This is a genomic window from Pandoraea capi (genome assembly GCF_902459735.1).
Taxonomy (GTDB): domain Bacteria; phylum Pseudomonadota; class Gammaproteobacteria; order Burkholderiales; family Burkholderiaceae; genus Pandoraea; species Pandoraea capi.
Map to the genome: position 1 here is coordinate 190,052 of NZ_CABPRV010000009.1, position 16,574 is coordinate 206,625.

A 16,574-nucleotide genomic window follows, 5' to 3' on the forward strand; every position below is an offset into this window, starting at 1 on the left:
CAGTCTTTTCGACGATTTGCGATGTCAGCGCCAAAAGCCTTATCATGCTTGAAGTTTGCACATGTTGGGAGAGTTTCTTCGCATGTGGAGGCGTCACAGTGACGTCCTGTTGTATGACGTCTTATATTTAGCAACCTACAGAATTTCACAGACCAAAGGGCGCTTGACGACCGGCGGCCTCACCAGGGGAACAGGCAAGAAAAAACCGTCCGGACGTTACCATCCGGACGGCTTCTTCACAGCGACGCAGATGCCTACCTCCGCGCCCCCTCCTCTCAACCTCACAACCACCCCGTATTTGTGGTTTTGGCAGGCATTACCGACACACCAGCTGAGTCATTCAGGCCCGGCGCACCCGAAGAAGGTGCGCCTCGAAACACTTGCCGGGACTCAGCGCGGCAGTTCCGAGTGGCCCATCAGGAACTCGTCCACCGCGCGGGCGCACTGGCGACCTTCACGAATCGCCCACACCACCAGCGATTGACCGCGACGCACGTCGCCGGCCGCGAAGACCTTCGGCAGGTTCGTCGTGTAGGCGCGCTCGCCTTCGGTCGACGAACGCACGTTGCCACGCGCATCCTTATCCACGCCGAACGCGTCGAGCACCGTTTGCAGCGGCGAGACGAAGCCCATGGCCAGCAGTACCAGATCGGCCTTGAGTTCGAATTCCGAGCCCGGCACTTCCTGCATCTTGCCGTCTTTCCATTCGAGACGCACGGCGATCAGCTTTTCGACCTTGCCGTTCTTGCCTTCGAAGCGCTTCGTCGCCACCGACCAGTCGCGCTCGCAGCCCTCTTCGTGGCTCGACGACGTGCGCAGCTTGGTCGGCCAGTACGGCCACACCATCGGCTTGTTTTCCTGCTCCGGCGGTTGCGGCAGCAGTTCGAACTGCGTCACGCGCTTGGCGCCATGACGATTCGACGTGCCCACGCAGTCGGAACCGGTGTCACCGCCACCGATCACGATCACGTTCTTGCCCGTAGCCAGCATCTGGTTCGCCAGCTTGTCGCCCGCGTTGACCTTGTTCTGCTGCGGCAGGAATTCCATCGCGAAATGAATGCCTTCGAGTTCGCGGCCCGGCACCGGCAGATCGCGCGGCTGTTCAGCGCCACCGGCGATGACCACGGCGTCGAACTGCGCCTGCAACTGCTCCGGCGAGATCGTCTCTTTGGAGAAGTTGTTGATGTGCGCTTCGGGGGCGTCCTTGCCCACGTAGACACCGGTGCGGAACGTCACGCCTTCGGCTTCCATCTGGCGCATGCGGCGATCGATCAGCCACTTCTCCAGCTTGAAGTCGGGGATGCCGTAACGCAGCAGGCCGCCCACGCGATCGTTCTTCTCGAACACGGTGACGTCGTGACCGGCGCGCGCGAGCTGCTGCGCCACCGCCATGCCCGCCGGGCCCGAACCGACGACGGCGACCGTCTTGCCGGTCTTGTGCCGGGCCGGTTGCGGCTCGACCCAGCCTTCGCTCCAGGCCTTGTCGATGATCGCGTGCTCGATCGACTTGATGCCCACGGCGTCGCTGTTGATGTTCAGCGTGCAGGCCGCTTCACACGGCGCCGGGCAGATACGTCCCGTGAATTCCGGGAAGTTGTTGGTCGAGTGCAGCACCGAGATGGCCGACTTCCAGTCCTGGCGATACACCAGATCGTTGAAGTCGGGAATGATGTTGTTGACCGGGCAACCGTTGCTGCAGAACGGAATGCCGCAGTCCATGCAGCGTGCGCCCTGCACCTTTGCCTGATCGTCGGAGAGCGCGAGCACGAACTCCTTGTAATGCTTGACGCGTGCCAGCGGTGCTTCGTACGACTCGCTCTGGCGCTCGAATTCGAGAAAACCTGTGACCTTGCCCATGTTTCTTCAGTCGGAAAGTTTTGTGGTTACCGTGCCTCACCCGCGCGCGGCACGCCTGCGGGGCCCTCACCCCGCGCGGCGTTGCCGCGCCAGCGGACTCAGGCCGCCAGTGCTTGTTTGTCGCCCGCCTTGGCCATTTCGCCCAACGCGCGTTTGTATTCGCTCGGGAAGACCTTTACGAACTTTCGGCGTGCGCCGTCCCAGTCTTCGAGCAGCGCCTTGGCGCGCGTGGAGCCCGTGTACTGGAAGTGACGCTCGATGAGCTCGCGCAGCAGCGCCTCGTCCGTCTGGCCGCGATGCCACAGGCCTTCGCTCACGGTGCGCTCCTGCTCACCGTGCGGCAGCACCGGATCGAGGGCGACCATCGCCGTGTTGCACTTGGCGGCGAACGTGCCGTCGACGTCGTACACGTAGGCCACACCGCCCGACATACCGGCAGCGAAGTTACGGCCAGTCTCGCCCAGCACGACCACCGTACCGCCCGTCATGTATTCGCAACCGTGGTCGCCCGTGCCTTCCACGACCGCCGTGGCGCCCGAGTTACGCACGCAGAAACGCTCGCCGGCCACGCCGTTGAAGAACGCTTCGCCTTCGATGGCGCCGATCATCACGGTGTTGCCCACGATGATGTTGTCTTCGGCATTGCCACGGAAGTCGTTGGTCGGACGCACGATGATGCGGCCACCCGACAGGCCCTTGCCCACGTAGTCGTTACCGTCGCCGACCAGATCCAGCGTGATGCCGCGTGCGAGGAACGCGCCGAAGCTCTGACCCGCCGTGCCCTTGAGCTGCACGTGGATGGTGTCTTGCGGCAGGCCTTCGTGACCGTAACGCTTGGCCACTTCGCCCGAGAGCATGGCGCCGACCGTACGGTTACGGTTACGCACCGGCTGGATGAACGAGACGTGCTCGCCCTTCTCCAGCGCCGGCAGCGCCTTCTCGATCAGTGCGTGATCGAGCGCACCGGCCAGACCGTGGTCCTGCGTCTCGACGTGCAGACGCGGCACGTCGGCTTCCACTTCCGGCAGATAGAAGATACGGGCGAAATCCAGACCCTTCGCCTTCCAGTGCTCGACACCGGCCTTGGTGTTGAGCAGATCGGCCCGGCCGATCAGGTCGTCGAACTTCGCGATGCCCAGTTGCGCCATGATCTCGCGCACTTCCTCGGCCACGAAGAAGAAGTAATTGACGACGTGTTCCGGCTTGCCCTGGAATTTCTTGCGCAGCACCGGATCCTGCGTCGCAACGCCGACCGGGCAGGTGTTCAGGTGGCACTTGCGCATCATGATGCAGCCTTCGACGACGAGCGGCGCCGTCGCGAAGCCGAATTCGTCGGCGCCGAGCAAGGCACCGATCACCACGTCACGGCCGGTCTTCATCTGACCGTCGGCCTGCACGCGGATACGGCCGCGCAGACGGTTGAGCACCAGCGTTTGCTGCGTCTCGGCCAGACCCAGTTCCCACGGCGTGCCGGCGTACTTCACCGACGAGAGCGGCGAGGCACCCGTACCACCGTCGTGACCGGCGATCACCACGTGATCGGCCTTGGCCTTCGCGACACCGGCAGCCACCGTGCCCACGCCGACTTCCGACACGAGCTTCACCGAGATCGACGACGACGCGTTCACGTTCTTCAGATCGTGAATGAGCTGCGCCAGATCTTCGATCGAGTAGATGTCGTGGTGCGGGGGCGGCGAAATCAGACCCACGCCCGGCACCGAGTAACGCAGCTTGCCGATGTATTCGGTCACCTTGTGACCCGGCAACTGACCGCCTTCGCCCGGCTTCGCGCCCTGCGCCATCTTGATCTGGATCTGGTCTGCGGAGACCAGATAGTCTGCCGTCACACCGAAGCGGCCCGATGCGACCTGCTTGATCTTCGAGCGCAGCGAGTCGCCGTCTTGCAGTTCGATGTCGGTCTCGATGACGTCGCGACCCACGATCGAAGCGAGCGATTCGCCCTTCTTGATCGGAATACCCTTGAGTTCGTTGCGATAACGACGCGGATCCTCGCCGCCTTCACCCGTGTTCGACTTGCCGCCGATACGGTTCATGGCGACGGCCAGCGTAGCGTGCGCTTCGGTCGAGATCGAGCCGAGCGACATGGCGCCCGTGGCGAAACGCTTCACGATGTCCTTGGCCGATTCGACCTGATCGAGCGGAATCGCGCGCTGCGGATCGACGCGGAACTCGAACAGACCGCGCAGCGTCATGTGACGCTTGCTCTGGTCGTTGATGAGGTTCGCGTATTCCTTGTACGTCTGGTACGAGTTCGAACGGGTCGAGTGCTGGAGCTTGGCGATGGCATCCGGCGACCACATGTGGTCTTCACCACGAATGCGGAACGCGTATTCGCCGCCGGCGTCGAGCATGTTCGAGAGCACCGGGTTGTCGCCGAAGGCGTCGCGATGCAGACGTACCGCTTCCTCGGCCACTTCGAAGATGCCGATGCCGCCGACGTTCGACGCCGTGCCCTGGAAGTACTTCTGGATCAGTTCCTGCGACAGGCCGATGGCTTCGAAAATCTGGGCGCCCGTGTACGACATGTACGTGGAGATGCCCATCTTCGACATGACCTTGTGCAGGCCCTTGCCCACGGCCTTCACGAAGTGCTTGATCGCCTTCTCGGGCGTCAGGTCGCCGCCTTGCTTGCGTGCGATCTGCGCGAGCGTTTCCATCGCCAGGTACGGGTGGACGGCTTCCGCGCCATAGCCCGCAAGCAGTGCGAAGTGGTGAACTTCACGTGCCGAACCGGTTTCCACCACGAGACCCGTGCTGGTGCGCAGGCCTTGTGCGACCAGGTGCTGGTGCACGGCGGACGTGGCGAGCAGCGCCGGCATGGCGACTTGTTCGCGGTTCGTCAGACGGTCCGAGACGATGAGGATGTTGTAACCCGACTTCACGGCGTCGACCGCTTCGGCGCACAGCGACGCGAGGCGGGCTTCGATGCCTTCCTTGCCCCACGCGACCGGATAGCAGATGTTCAACTCGTACGAGCGGAATTTGCCGCCGGTGTACTTGTCGATGTGACGGATCTTCGAGATTTCCTTGAAGTCCAGCACCGGCTGCGACACTTCGAGACGCATCGGCGGGTTGATGTTGTTCGTGTCGAGCAGGTTCGGCTTCGGGCCGATGAACGACACCAGCGACATCACCATGTTTTCGCGGATCGGGTCGATCGGCGGGTTCGTCACCTGCGCGAACAACTGACGGAAGTAGTGATAGAGCGTCTTGTTCTTGTTGCTCATGACCGCGAGCGGGCTGTCGTTGCCCATCGAGCCCACGGCTTCTTCGCCGTTGATCGCCATCGGCGTCATCAGCACCTTCACTTCTTCCTGCGTGTAGCCGAATGCCTGCTGCAAGTCGAGCAGCGGCGTTGCCGTGTCGTGATGCACGCCGGCTTCCTCGACCTTCGGCTCGATCTCGTCGAGCTTGATGCGCACGGCGTCGATCCAGCTCTTGTACGGCTTCGCGTTGGCGAGGTTGTCCTTGAGTTCCTTGTCGTCGATGATGCGGCCCTGATCCATGTCGATCAGGAACATCTTGCCCGGTTGCAGGCGCCACTTCTTGACGATCTTCGACTCGGGAATCGGCAGCACGCCCGATTCCGACGCGAGAATGACGACGTCGTCGTCGGTGATCACGAAACGCGCCGGACGCAGACCGTTACGGTCGAGCGTGGCGCCGATCTGACGACCGTCGGTGAACGCGATGGCGGCGGGGCCGTCCCACGGCTCCATCATGGCGGCGTGGTACTCGTAGAACGCGCGGCGGTTCTCGTCCATCAGCGTGTGCTGTTCCCAGGCTTCCGGGATCATCATCATCACGGCGTGGGCGAGCGGGTAGCCGGCCATCGTGAGCATTTCGAGACAGTTGTCGAACGATGCGGTGTCCGACTGACCCGGGTAGATCAGCGGCCACAGCTTTTGCAGATCGTTGCCGAGCACGGCCGACGAGATCGCGCCCGTGCGGGCATTGATCCAGTTCACGTTGCCCTTCACGGTGTTGATTTCACCGTTGTGCGCCACCATGCGGTACGGGTGCGCCAGCTCCCATGCGGGGAACGTGTTTGTCGAGAAACGCTGGTGAACGAGGGCGAGTGCCGAAACCGTGCGCGGGTCGGCCAGATCGCGGTAGTAGCGGCCGACCTGATCGCACAGCAGCAGGCCCTTGTAGACGATCGTGCGCGCCGACATCGACGGCACGAAGTATTCCTTGCCGTGCTTGAGTTTGAGCGCCTGAATACGGTGGCTGGCGGTCTTGCGGATGACGTACAGCTTACGCTCGAGAGCGTCCGTCACCATGATGTCCTGACCGCGACCGATGAAGATCTGACGGATCACCGGCTCGGTGGCCTTCACGTTGGGCGACATCGGCATGTCGCGATCGATCGCGACATCGCGCCAGCCCAGCACGACCTGACCTTCGGCCTTCACGGTGCGCTCCAGTTCCTGCTCGCAGGCCAGGCGCGACGCATGTTCCTTCGGCAGGAAGATCATGCCCACGCCGTATTCGCCGGCGGGCGGCAGGGTCACGCCCTGCCTGGCCATCTCTTCGCGGAAAAACTGGTCGGGAATCTGCAGCAGGATACCTGCGCCGTCCCCCATCAGCGGGTCGGCACCGACGGCGCCCCGGTGATCGAGGTTCTCGAGAATCTTCAGACCCTGCTCGACGATGGCGTGGCTCTTCACGCCCTTGATGTGCGCCACGAAGCCGACACCGCAGGCATCGTGTTCATTGGCCGGGTCGTACATGCCCTGTGCGTCCGGCGCCAAGTACGCCTCACCCGGCAGCGCTGCTGCCGTCGCAATCGGTTGTTGTTTCTTTTCCACGAGTTACACCGTCTCTTGGCGAGGCCGCCGCGCGCATGCTCGTCGCGGTCGACCGGGTTAAGTGGGGTTGGCCGGGCAGGCCAGCGCTGCGGATTCGCGTGCGTCGAAGGTCGTTCTCGTGCGTCGCCACAGGGGGCCGACTCAGCGCGCACGGTTTTCCGCATCGCACCAATCGGCCGAAGTTGGAATATACGCCATGAAATTCACAATGACAAAAGAATTTAAAGGGGTCAGATTCCAATTAAAAACCGCACCAAAAGCAGGCTTGTTTTTATTGGGGTCGGATTAAATTCGTGCGCAAGCGGATCGATAGAAAAATCCGTGATTTCAAATGCTTGGCGACGAGAGGAAGGGGAAGCGGCAGGCCGGAACCGACCTGCCGAAAAACAACGTCAGAGGGCTGAAGGCGTCGATTTGCGGGGGCGACCACGCGTCAGCGGACTCACCCGGCGATTGGCGGCCAGCGACATCCGGGCCTGATACTCGGGTCCGCCGAGGAGCCACCCCTTTTGCGTTGCTGTACGCAATGCGTCCACCTCGTGCGCCGGCAGTGGAATCGAGAACCCCTCCGCGTAAGCCCGTTGACGCTCGAACGGCGTATTGCCCAGCGCCCAGTAAAGCGCGTGATCGGTCACCAGACTGTCGACGGTTAGGCCGACGTGATGGTTGTAACTCGACCACAGGTAGTTACCCGGAGCATCGACCAGCCCCGCGCGCACCGGATTGAGTTCGACGTAACGGCTGGCGAGCAGCAAATAGTGCTCCGCCTCGATCACCGTGGCGCGATACCGGCCCTCCCATAGGGTGCCGGTGCGCTGATGACGCCGGTTGAAATAGAGCACGTAATAGCGGCCGACCGCCTGCAATGTCGCCGGCAAGCTGCGCTCGTCATTGGGTGTCGCGACCAGGTGCAGGTGGTTCGGCATCATGCACCAGGCATGAATCGCCAGACCATTGGCGCGCGCGGCGTCGCGCAGACGCTCGTGAAAAACGCGCCGATCCTCGTCGTCGACGAAGATGGCCTGCCGGTTATTGCCACGCAGAATCACATGCTGCGGCTGGCGCGGAATAAAGAGTCTCGGTAATCGGGCCATGCTGATTCAAATGTAATGCTTTAAAGCTCGACATCACGATTCACGAGAGAGATTTACCATGAAAAATCTCTTTAAATACTGATATCTAGCCAAACCCCGTCGATTCGTACAAAAGTTCTAGATCCGACGATTGCGCCCTGAAATCCCAAGCGCATAATGCATCGAAAAATAAATAAATAATCTTGGGAGGAAAGACAAATGACAACTCGGACCTATCGGTCCGCGGCGTGCCTTTGCGCGCTCGGACTCGGCATTTCCCTGGCGTCCACCAGCGCCAGTGCACAACAGGCCGGCGACAACGTCGTCAACCTCGGCTGGTTCCACATTGCCCCGCAGGACTCCAGCAAACCCATGACCACCAGCGTCACGCAGGAAGGGCTTACGCCCACCCTCGTGCCTTCGAACTTTACTTCACCTGGCAGCGGCGCGAAGGTCAGCAACGCCGATACCCTCGGCCTGGTCGTCACGCACTTCTTCACCGACAACATCGCGCTGCAAACGGTGGCGGGTGTTCCCGCCAAGTTCAAGCTGACCGGTCAGGGCGTGATTGCGCCCCCAGGACTGGCCGGCGCGCTCACGAGTATCGACCTCGGCGCGGCACAAAACAACCCGATCGTGCAAAGCGTGCGCCAATGGAGCCCGGCGCTCGTGCTTCAGTATTACTTCGGACAAGCCAATTCGACGTGGCGCCCTTTTCTGGGAGTCGGCGTGAGTTACACGTTCTTTACGAACGTGAATCTCAATCCGAGTTTTGAATCGGCGCTGAATCAGAATTTCGGCAGTGTGCTCGCTTTTACTTCCGGTCATAACGGTCCTACGACCGTCGAAGCCAAATCGTCGGCCTCATGGCAACCGGTATTCAATGCCGGCGTTTCTTATGCATTCGACAAGCACTGGGTGGCGAGCGCATCGGTCTCCTACTTGCCACTCAAAACCACTGCGAACATCAAGATCAAGGCGCAGGACGGAACAGTACTCTCGTCCTCGGACGCCGAAATCAAGCTCAATCCGATTGTGACGTTCGTATCGCTCGGCTACAAGTTCTAAACCCAGCAGGCGGGACGCTAATTGCGTTCCGCTAGCTGCGGCCAGAATATCGGACTCCGCAGTGAATTCCTAAAGCGTGCCTGACATATAAAGGCGCGCTTTTCTTTCGTCCAGCGCTTTTTTCTAAGGGCATTCCATAGGTCGATGCGCGGATACAACACCATTAGAGCGTGACCTCCAGACTCTTGCTATCCGCCACTTTGCACGGTCGGCATAATGGCCCTGAATTTCATTTAACGAAATTCTCGACAATAAAGAATCTTGAGCAGGAGACGAATCGATGAAGTTGAAGCATTTGACGATTGCTGCCGCGGCTATGCTGACGGCATCGGGGGCCGCCTTCGCACAGCAAGCCGGGGATAACGTTATCAACCTGGGTTGGTTCCATCTCTCGCCCCAGGTTTCGAGTGATCCGCTGCACGTGACCGGTTCGAATGTTCCGGGTCTGGCGGGGCTCGTGAACAGCCGTCTGGGTAATACGGGGGCTCAGGTCGACGACGCAGATACGCTCGGCCTCACGCTGACGCACTTCTTCACCGACAACATCGCAGTGGAAGGTGTTTTCGGGATTCCGCCGAAGTTCCGCCTGTACGGTCAGGGCAATCTGGCGCTTCCGGGCGGCGGATCACTGGCGTCGGCCAAGCAGTGGAGCCCCGCCCTGTTGCTGAAGTATTACTTCGGTCAGGCTAACGACACGTGGCGTCCGTTCGTCGGTATCGGTGCGAGCTACTTCTTCTACTCGAACATCGAACTGACGCCGGGCTTCCAGTCGCTGGCCAGCAACGCACTGACCGGTGGCCCGGGCGGAAACACGACGGCCTCGCTGACGAACTCCTGGGCACCGGTGTTCAACGCGGGTCTGAACTGGAACGTCGACAAGCACTGGACGCTGGCATTCTCGGTGTCGTACATCCCAGTGAGCACCACGGCCAAGCTGACGACGACCCGTGGCCCGATCACGACGACGAGCGAAGCCAAGGTCAAGCTGAACCCGGTGGTGACGTTCCTGTCGCTGGGTTATCGCTTCTAAGCTGCTGCAGTACAACGGAAGACGCGTCAAGTTGTACCAAAAACGCCGCCTCGTGCGGCGTTTTTGCATTTCTGACACTCCCCGTCATCGATCGCCCCCCAAGTCAGCGCATTCCGACACCATCTTCAGCCAAACGGCTGCAACTTTCTTTTTTGGCTGGCTGTCTTTCCAAGGTGTACGCACGCAAGCGGGCCGCGCCATAATGGCCGCTCGCCTCAGGGTTCCACCGGCGTCGGTCTCCCCCAGGTCTACCGGACGCCGCATTTCAATACCACCTCTTGGGAGTCTGAAAATGGGAATTGCCTCGAAAGCGGAAACGGCCCTCAACAGCGGCCTGGAAGATGCACGCTTCGCCGGACGACGCACGGCACGCGCAGCGCGCCTCGCGAGCAGCGATGTGTCCTCCCGCGTAAAGGATCTGCTCGACGATCTGGATCACGCATTGTCCAACGCCAAATCGGCGTCTGACGTCGAAGCACTGCGAGCTGAAATCGGCGACAAGTTGCGTCAGGCGCGCAGCGATTTTGGCGATGCACGTGCCAACTTGCGCCACCGCGCCAACGAAGTCTGGGAAGAAGCCGATGGGTACGTGCATGAACGTCCGTGGCAAACGGTCGGAACGGTAGCGGCGGTCGCGTTGGTCCTCGGCTTTATCGCCGGGCGCAGCTAATCCGTCGTTGCGGGATTCGCGACGACGCGAAGCCACCCATCGCTTCGTTGTCGCGGTAGTAATGCAAACAGCCGGCCATTGTTTATTGCCGGCTGTTTTTTATCGTGGGCTTGGTCGTCATCGCGCCCACGCCGTTAGGATCTCAATCGGGATCTCAGTCGCTCAGAGCGTCGGCTCGACGGCAAAGAGTCTTCGGTATTCCTTGATCGCGTAACGATCCGTCATCCCTGCGACGTAGTGGGCGATCCAGCGAGGCTGATCTGCCGGATTCTCTGGACGGTAGTTCGGCGGCAGCAACCTCGGGTCCGAGAGGAACGCGTCGAACAATTCCTGCACGATGCGCTGTGCCTTCGCGGCCATGCGCATCACGAGATAGTGCCGGTACAGGTTATCGAACAGAAACCGTTTGAGGCTGCCCGCCTGCTCCCGCATTTCGGGGCTGAACGCCACCAGCGGGCCTGAAGCGCGCACGTCATCCATGGAGAATGGCGACGCGTCTGCCACGCGCTGACGCGTCGTCGCAATCAGGTCGACGATCAGCGCGTTGATGATACGGCGGGTGGTTTCATGCACCAGACGACGCCCCGAGATGTCCGGCCACTCGCGCCTTGCCTCGGCGCAATAGCGATTCCACAGCGGCACTTCGTCGAGCTGTTCCAGCGCCAGCAAACCCGAGCGCACACCGTCGTCGATATCGTGATTGTTGTAGGCAATCTCGTCCGCCAGATTGGCGATCTGCGCTTCGATGCCGGGCTGGCGCCCCTTGAGAAAGCGCTCGCCCAGTTCACCGAGTCCCCGCGCATTCGCGCGTGAACAATGCTTGAGAATGCCCTCTCGCGTCTCGAAGCAAAGATTCAGGCCGTTGAAACCACCGTAGTGCTCTTCGAGTTCATCGACCACGATGAGGCTCTGAAGGTTGTGCTCGAACCCGCCGTATTCCTGCATGCACGCGTTCAGCGCGTCTTGTCCGGCGTGACCGAAAGGTGTGTGCCCGAGGTCATGCGCCAGCGCCACCGCTTCGACGAGGTCCTCATTCACCCGCAAATTCCGCGCAATCGAACGGCCGATCTGCGCGACTTCGAGGCTGTGCGTGAGACGCGTGCGGAACAGGTCGCCTTCGTGATTGACGAAGACCTGCGTCTTGTACTCGAGGCGACGAAACGCCGTCGAGTGAATGATGCGGTCGCGGTCACGCTGGAACTCGGTCCGCGTGGAGGGGGCCGCTTCCGCGAACCGCCTTCCACGTGACGCGTTGGAGCGCGCCGCATATGGGGCAAGCGACGCTTCGTAATCGATCATCGCCAGCCCTCCATGCTCAGACGTTGGCGCGCAGCGTAGCGCGGAGTTCGGCATCGGGCACGCTCGTCATGAACGCCTGCCCCAACCGGTTGAGCAGCACGAAGCGGATATCGCCGCCTTCGGCCTTCTTGTCGACACGCATGAGATCGATGTAACGGTCTTCGCCGAGATCCGGGCCGACGACCGGCAGTTTGGCCGCTGCGACCAGAGCCTTGATGCGGGGCACCATGGCGTCGTCGATGAATCCCAGGCGGGCCGACAGATCGGCGGCCATCACCATACCGCAGCCCACGGCCTCACCATGCAGCCACTCGCCATAGCCGAGCCCGGCTTCGATGGCATGGCCGAACGTGTGCCCGAAGTTCAATGTCGCGCGCAGTCCCTGCTCGCGCTCGTCGCTGGCCACAACGGCGGCCTTGATCTCGCACGAGCGCTGCACGGCATACGTGAGCGCCGCCGTGTCACGACCGTTCAGCAGGTCGATATTGGCCTCGATCCAGTCGAAATACTTCTCGTCGGCAATCACGCCGTGTTTGATGACTTCCGCCATCCCCGCGGCCAGTTCGCGATCGGGCAAGGTGGACAGCGTACCGATATCGGCCAGCACAGCGCTCGGCTGCCAGAACGCACCGATCATGTTCTTGCCCAGCGGATGATTGATCCCCGTCTTGCCGCCCACCGAAGAATCGACCTGCGAGAGCAGCGTCGTCGGTACCTGCACGAAGGGCACGCCGCGCATGTAGCAAGCGGCCGCGAATCCGGTCATATCGCCCACCACGCCGCCGCCCAGTGCGATCAGCGTGGCCTTGCGGTCAGCCTGAGCGCCGAGGAGCTCGTCGAAGATCAGGTTGAGCGTCTGCCAGTTCTTGTGGGCTTCGCCATCGGGCAGCACGGCGGTCACGACACGCTTGCCCAGCCGTTGCAGCGTTTGCGCAACCTGCTCGGCATACAGCGGCGCGACGGTCGTGTTCGTGACGATCACGGCATGCGTGCCGCGAATGTGCGGCGCAAACAACGCGTCCTGCTTCAGCAGTTCCGTGCCGATGTGGATGGGGTAGGCGCGCTCGCCAAGCTCGAGTTTCAGGGTAATCATGCCGCTTTCATGCCACTTGTTGGCTTGTTGTCATGTTCAGCGATAACGGTCGATGTCGGCCGATATCAGCGAGGAAAGGTATCACGCCCGGATGCCAGCGGCTCGGAAGGCACCGCACCGCCAGCGCTCGTCTGAGGCAAACCGATGTCACCTACGCTCTGCTGTCCCGCGTGCGCTGCGCTCGATATTGCACCGGAAGCACCGGGGGTATCGGTAGTACCAGAGGCATCAGGCATATCGTCACCGGCGCGGTTGGCGTCGTTGACATCCACTTCGCCAACGGCGTCACTGGAGCCGACAGCGGGATGCAGCGACGTCGTATCGCCTTGCGCCCCTTCCGGCATCTCCGAGGCGTCCGACGCCTCAGAAACCGCGAGATCCGCAGCGCTCGGAACGATGCCCGCGACTTCCAATTGCATCAGCACCATGTTGACCAGGGCGTTGACGCTCGGTCGTCCTGTTTCGATGATGAACGTCGCGCATTCGCGGTAAAGCGCATCGCGCTCCTGATAGAGCTGTTCGAGTCGTGCACGCGGATCGGCGGTTTGCAGCAACGGACGATTCTTGTCGCGACGTGTGCGCAACCAGAGGTCATGCGGATTGGCGCGCAGATACACCACCGTTCCGCGCGATTTGATGTACTCGCGGTTTTCCGCGCGCAGCACCGCGCCCCCGCCGGTGGCAAGGACAATTCCGCTGCGTTGAGTGAGTTCGTCGATGGTCTGGGTCTCGCGCTGACGAAAGCCTTCCTCGCCTTCGTGCTCGAAGATGACCGGAATGCGCACGCCGGTACGCGCCTCGATCTCATGGTCGGAGTCATAGAACTGCCGCCCGAGACGTCGCGCGACGGCGCGTCCAACCGTGGTCTTGCCCGCCCCCATCAGTCCGACAAGTATTACGTTTTCCAGCATAAATCGCTGATATTTGGGTTCCAATCCCTGATGATACCGGTATCTGCGTCGGGCGTGCGGAACGCGTCGCCTCGGGGAACACCCCGATGAGACGGGGATGCGCGGCCGGCAGGTCATCGAGAATGGGGCCTGGAATCGGGTCTCGCACGCTCTCCGTCACGGGCTCCGATAACCGGGAAGGCCCGACGGACGGCCTCCCCATCGGGCGAACAGCCGACTCAAGGCCGCTCGCCTCGGCCGACGCGTCGGCCTCTCGGCTGCCCTCCGGCACCACACTCGGCGTAAGGAACACCAGCAATTCCGTCCGGCGGTCTTCATTGGCGCGGTTACGGAAAAGCGCGCCGAGTAGCGGCACCTCGCCCAACCATGGCACGGCGGCACGACTGTCTCGGCGCACCTCCTGATAAATCCCGCCGATGGCGACCGTCCCGCCGTTTTCGACCTGGACCTGCGTGCGAACGTGCCGGGTATCGACAGCAAACCCCTCGACCACGGCCTGCCCGACACTGTCCTTTCGTACGTCGACGTCGAGAATCACCTGACCGTCCGGTGTGATCAGGGGAGTGACCTCCAGCCGCAACGTGGCTTTGCGAAACTGGACCGAGGCCACACCGCGACGTCCGCTACGCGTCTGATACGGCAACTCCGTACCCTGCTCGATGAGCGCTTGCACCTTGTCAGCGGTGACGACACGCGGCCGCGACACGACCCGCCCTCGGCCGCTCGTCTCCAGCGCAGAGAGTTCCAGTTGCAGAAAGCGGCTTGCGGACCGCCCGAACAGCGTGATCGCGAGGCTTGGCGGCGTCACACCTGCCAGCGCCGCCGCAGACAGCCCGACGTCCATTGCGCTACCCGGTGCGCTCGTTTCATCGCGATTCGTGCCCATCCCACCGGGCCCACCTGCCCCGCCAAATCCTCCAGCCTCCCTGTTCCCCCGACTCCCTCCGGCCGCGCCCGTCGAATCGGGTGCAAGTCGGAAATCGCCTGCACCGGTCGCAGCCGACAGCCGGCCTTCGGTACCCCCTGACCCGGCGCCCCCCTGACGCCCGGCAAGCCGCACCCCAAGCGACTCGCTGAACCGGTCATCCGCCTCGACGATGCGCGCCTCGATCAGCACCTGGCGGACAGGAACGTCGATGCGGGCAATAAACGACGCGAGCGCGTCGAGCTTTTCAGGCAGGTCAGTCACGAACAACTGGTTCGTACGCGGATCCGCGATCAGACTGCCACGCGAGGACAACAATCGCTGCCCCTTGCTGTCCTTTTCCCCAAGAATGATGTCTCTCAGCGCCAGCGCACGCGGGTAGTTCAGCGTAAAGCGCCGCGCCGCCAACGGCAGCAGCGCTTCGCGTTTCGCCGCCGCTTCCAGTTGCGTCTGCTCGTCGGCCAGCAAATCAGTGCGAGGCGCAATCCAGTCCACGCCATTGAGCGATTGCACACCGAGTCCCGCACTTCGGATCATGACGTCGAACGCCGTTGCGGCAGACACCCCCTGCACCTCCATGTCGAGACGCCCGGTCACGCGCTCGCCGATGACGACACTGCGCCCGGTCAGACGTGCGAACGCCCTCAACGCCTCGCCGGTCTCCACGCCACGGAGTGTCACGTCGACAGAGGCCGTGTCATGTTCAGGAGATGCGCCATCGCGCGTCAGCGCCTGATCGCGCCACGTCGCCGTGAGTCCGGTCGGGCCGGCACGCTGGAGGACGAGCTGCCGGGAGCCCAGACGCATCGAACCGACAGGCCCCGCCTCGTCGACCGACGCCGCCGCTGTTGACGCGACCATCGTGACCGCGTCCTGCGCCGCGCGGCGGGTTAGCGGCGTGCGAAAGACATCGATCGTATCCGAGGGCATTTGCCACTGCCGAGGCGGCTCAGGCAACGCGGGCCACGTCAGATTCGCCTGCACGTTGACCCGCCCCAGCTCGTCGGGACGCTGCCAAAGATAGGCGGACACCATGACGGTCAACGTCGCTTCCGTGTCTTCGGAATGGGCGGTGCCGCCCACCGGACCGGTGGGCATTCGAGGCCCTTGAATGGCAAACTGTCCGACCGCAAGGTGGCGCGGCACGGTGTCGATCTCGCCAAGCCAGCCAAGCAAGTTGGCGACAGTCCCCCGAACGCGCATCTCTGCCCGCTCGACCATAAGATCACCGGACGTTTCAGAGGGCCCCGGCCGGGCGAATTCCAGCACCAGCCCTGAACCTGCAACAAGCCGCTCAAGATCGGTACGCCAGGCGGCGACAGCCTCATCTGTGTCGTCGATTTCGTCGTTCGAGTCACTAGCGTCGCTCCGCCCGATCGCGCCCGCATCATTGCGCGTCTCACCACCCGTCGCCCACACCAGCGCGGACGGATCGTGCGATGCATGCTTAGACATTTCGGTTTTTCCCTTCGTTGTGCCTCCCTCCGCCATCGGTCTGGCGATCGGTAACAACCGTCGCCAGGCAATCGTCTCCGCCTCTGCATTTCGCAGCCGCGCGGCAATATCCGGCAGCCGACGTGCCGCGTCGTTGGCTCGTTCCAATGTTTGCCGCTCGACATCCAGATCGTTCCTCAAGGTCGCCCACGTCGGCAGTCCCACCAGCCACCATATCGACCAAGCCAGCGCGAGCCCGGCCATCCCGGCCAGCACCGCCAGCGCCCACTGCACAGACAATGCCCACTCTGCCGGCGAGATAGCCGTCCATCGACGCCATAGCGTGCCCCATCGCTCGCTCATGTCATGAAACGTGTCGCGA

Annotated in this window: 9 protein-coding genes and 1 pseudogene; 3 read left to right on the plus strand and 7 right to left on the minus strand. The window is 62.3% G+C overall.

The genetic code is table 11. From position 1 onward, the window contains the following. Nucleotides 1-390 precede the first annotated feature (390 nt). The 3 genes from PCA20602_RS18390 to PCA20602_RS18400 form a co-directional block, all read right to left on the minus strand. Nucleotides 391-1,857, minus strand: a complete 1,467-nt coding sequence (locus tag PCA20602_RS18390) for a glutamate synthase subunit beta (RefSeq protein ID WP_150722454.1) — start codon at nt 1,855-1,857, stop codon at nt 391-393. Nucleotides 1,858-1,955: 98 nt separating this feature from the next. After that, nucleotides 1,956-6,689: a glutamate synthase-related protein gene (locus PCA20602_RS18395; protein ID WP_425495686.1), complete on the minus strand. Its 4,734-nt coding sequence runs from the start codon at nt 6,687-6,689 to the stop codon at nt 1,956-1,958. A gap of 392 nt (nt 6,690-7,081) precedes the next feature. Further along, nucleotides 7,082-7,783 carry a transposase gene (locus PCA20602_RS18400; RefSeq protein ID WP_150722455.1) on the minus strand — a complete coding sequence of 234 codons (702 nt, stop codon included), beginning with the start codon at nt 7,781-7,783 and terminating at the stop codon, nt 7,082-7,084. Between the two features lie 198 nt (nt 7,784-7,981). Between PCA20602_RS18400 and PCA20602_RS18405 the strand changes: the two genes are divergently transcribed. The 3 genes from PCA20602_RS18405 (at nt 7,982) to PCA20602_RS25700 (ending at nt 10,530) form a co-directional block, all read left to right on the plus strand. Beyond that, nucleotides 7,982-8,830, plus strand: coding sequence for an OmpW/AlkL family protein (locus PCA20602_RS18405; RefSeq protein WP_150722456.1), 849 nt, complete (start codon nt 7,982-7,984; stop codon nt 8,828-8,830). A 280-nt stretch (nt 8,831-9,110) separates the two neighbouring features. After that, entirely contained in the window at nt 9,111-9,860 is a 750-nt protein-coding gene (locus tag PCA20602_RS18410; protein ID WP_150722457.1) for an OmpW/AlkL family protein, read from the plus strand. 292 nt (nt 9,861-10,152) lie between these two features. Then, a complete protein-coding gene (locus PCA20602_RS25700) occupies nt 10,153-10,530 on the plus strand; it encodes an ElaB/YgaM/YqjD family protein (RefSeq protein ID WP_083253865.1) in 378 nt (125 codons plus the stop codon). Nucleotides 10,531-10,692: 162 nt separating this feature from the next. On the opposite strand, the gene PCA20602_RS18420 is transcribed toward PCA20602_RS25700, so the two are convergent. The 4 genes and pseudogenes from PCA20602_RS18420 to pilQ all read right to left on the minus strand — a co-directional run bounded on the left by PCA20602_RS18420 (nt 10,693) and on the right by pilQ (nt 16,555). Next, complete coding sequence (locus PCA20602_RS18420) at nt 10,693-11,829, minus strand: deoxyguanosinetriphosphate triphosphohydrolase (RefSeq protein WP_150722459.1); 1,137 nt, start codon at nt 11,827-11,829, stop codon at nt 10,693-10,695. 16 nt (nt 11,830-11,845) lie between these two features. After that, the gene (gene aroB / locus PCA20602_RS18425) at nt 11,846-12,922 is read right to left on the minus strand and encodes a 3-dehydroquinate synthase (RefSeq protein ID WP_150722460.1); all 1,077 of its coding nucleotides are present in this window, start codon (nt 12,920-12,922) and stop codon (nt 11,846-11,848) included. Nucleotides 12,923-13,314: 392 nt separating this feature from the next. Beyond that, nucleotides 13,315-13,833: pseudogene (locus tag PCA20602_RS18430) on the minus strand (shikimate kinase); the annotation flags it as partial. Then, nucleotides 13,739-16,555 (minus strand): type IV pilus secretin PilQ, encoded by a 2,817-nt coding sequence (pilQ, locus tag PCA20602_RS26300; RefSeq protein WP_174981297.1) that lies wholly within the window; start codon nt 16,553-16,555, stop codon nt 13,739-13,741. The pseudogene PCA20602_RS18430 and the gene pilQ, both read right to left, overlap by 95 nt. Nucleotides 16,556-16,574 lie beyond the last annotated feature (19 nt).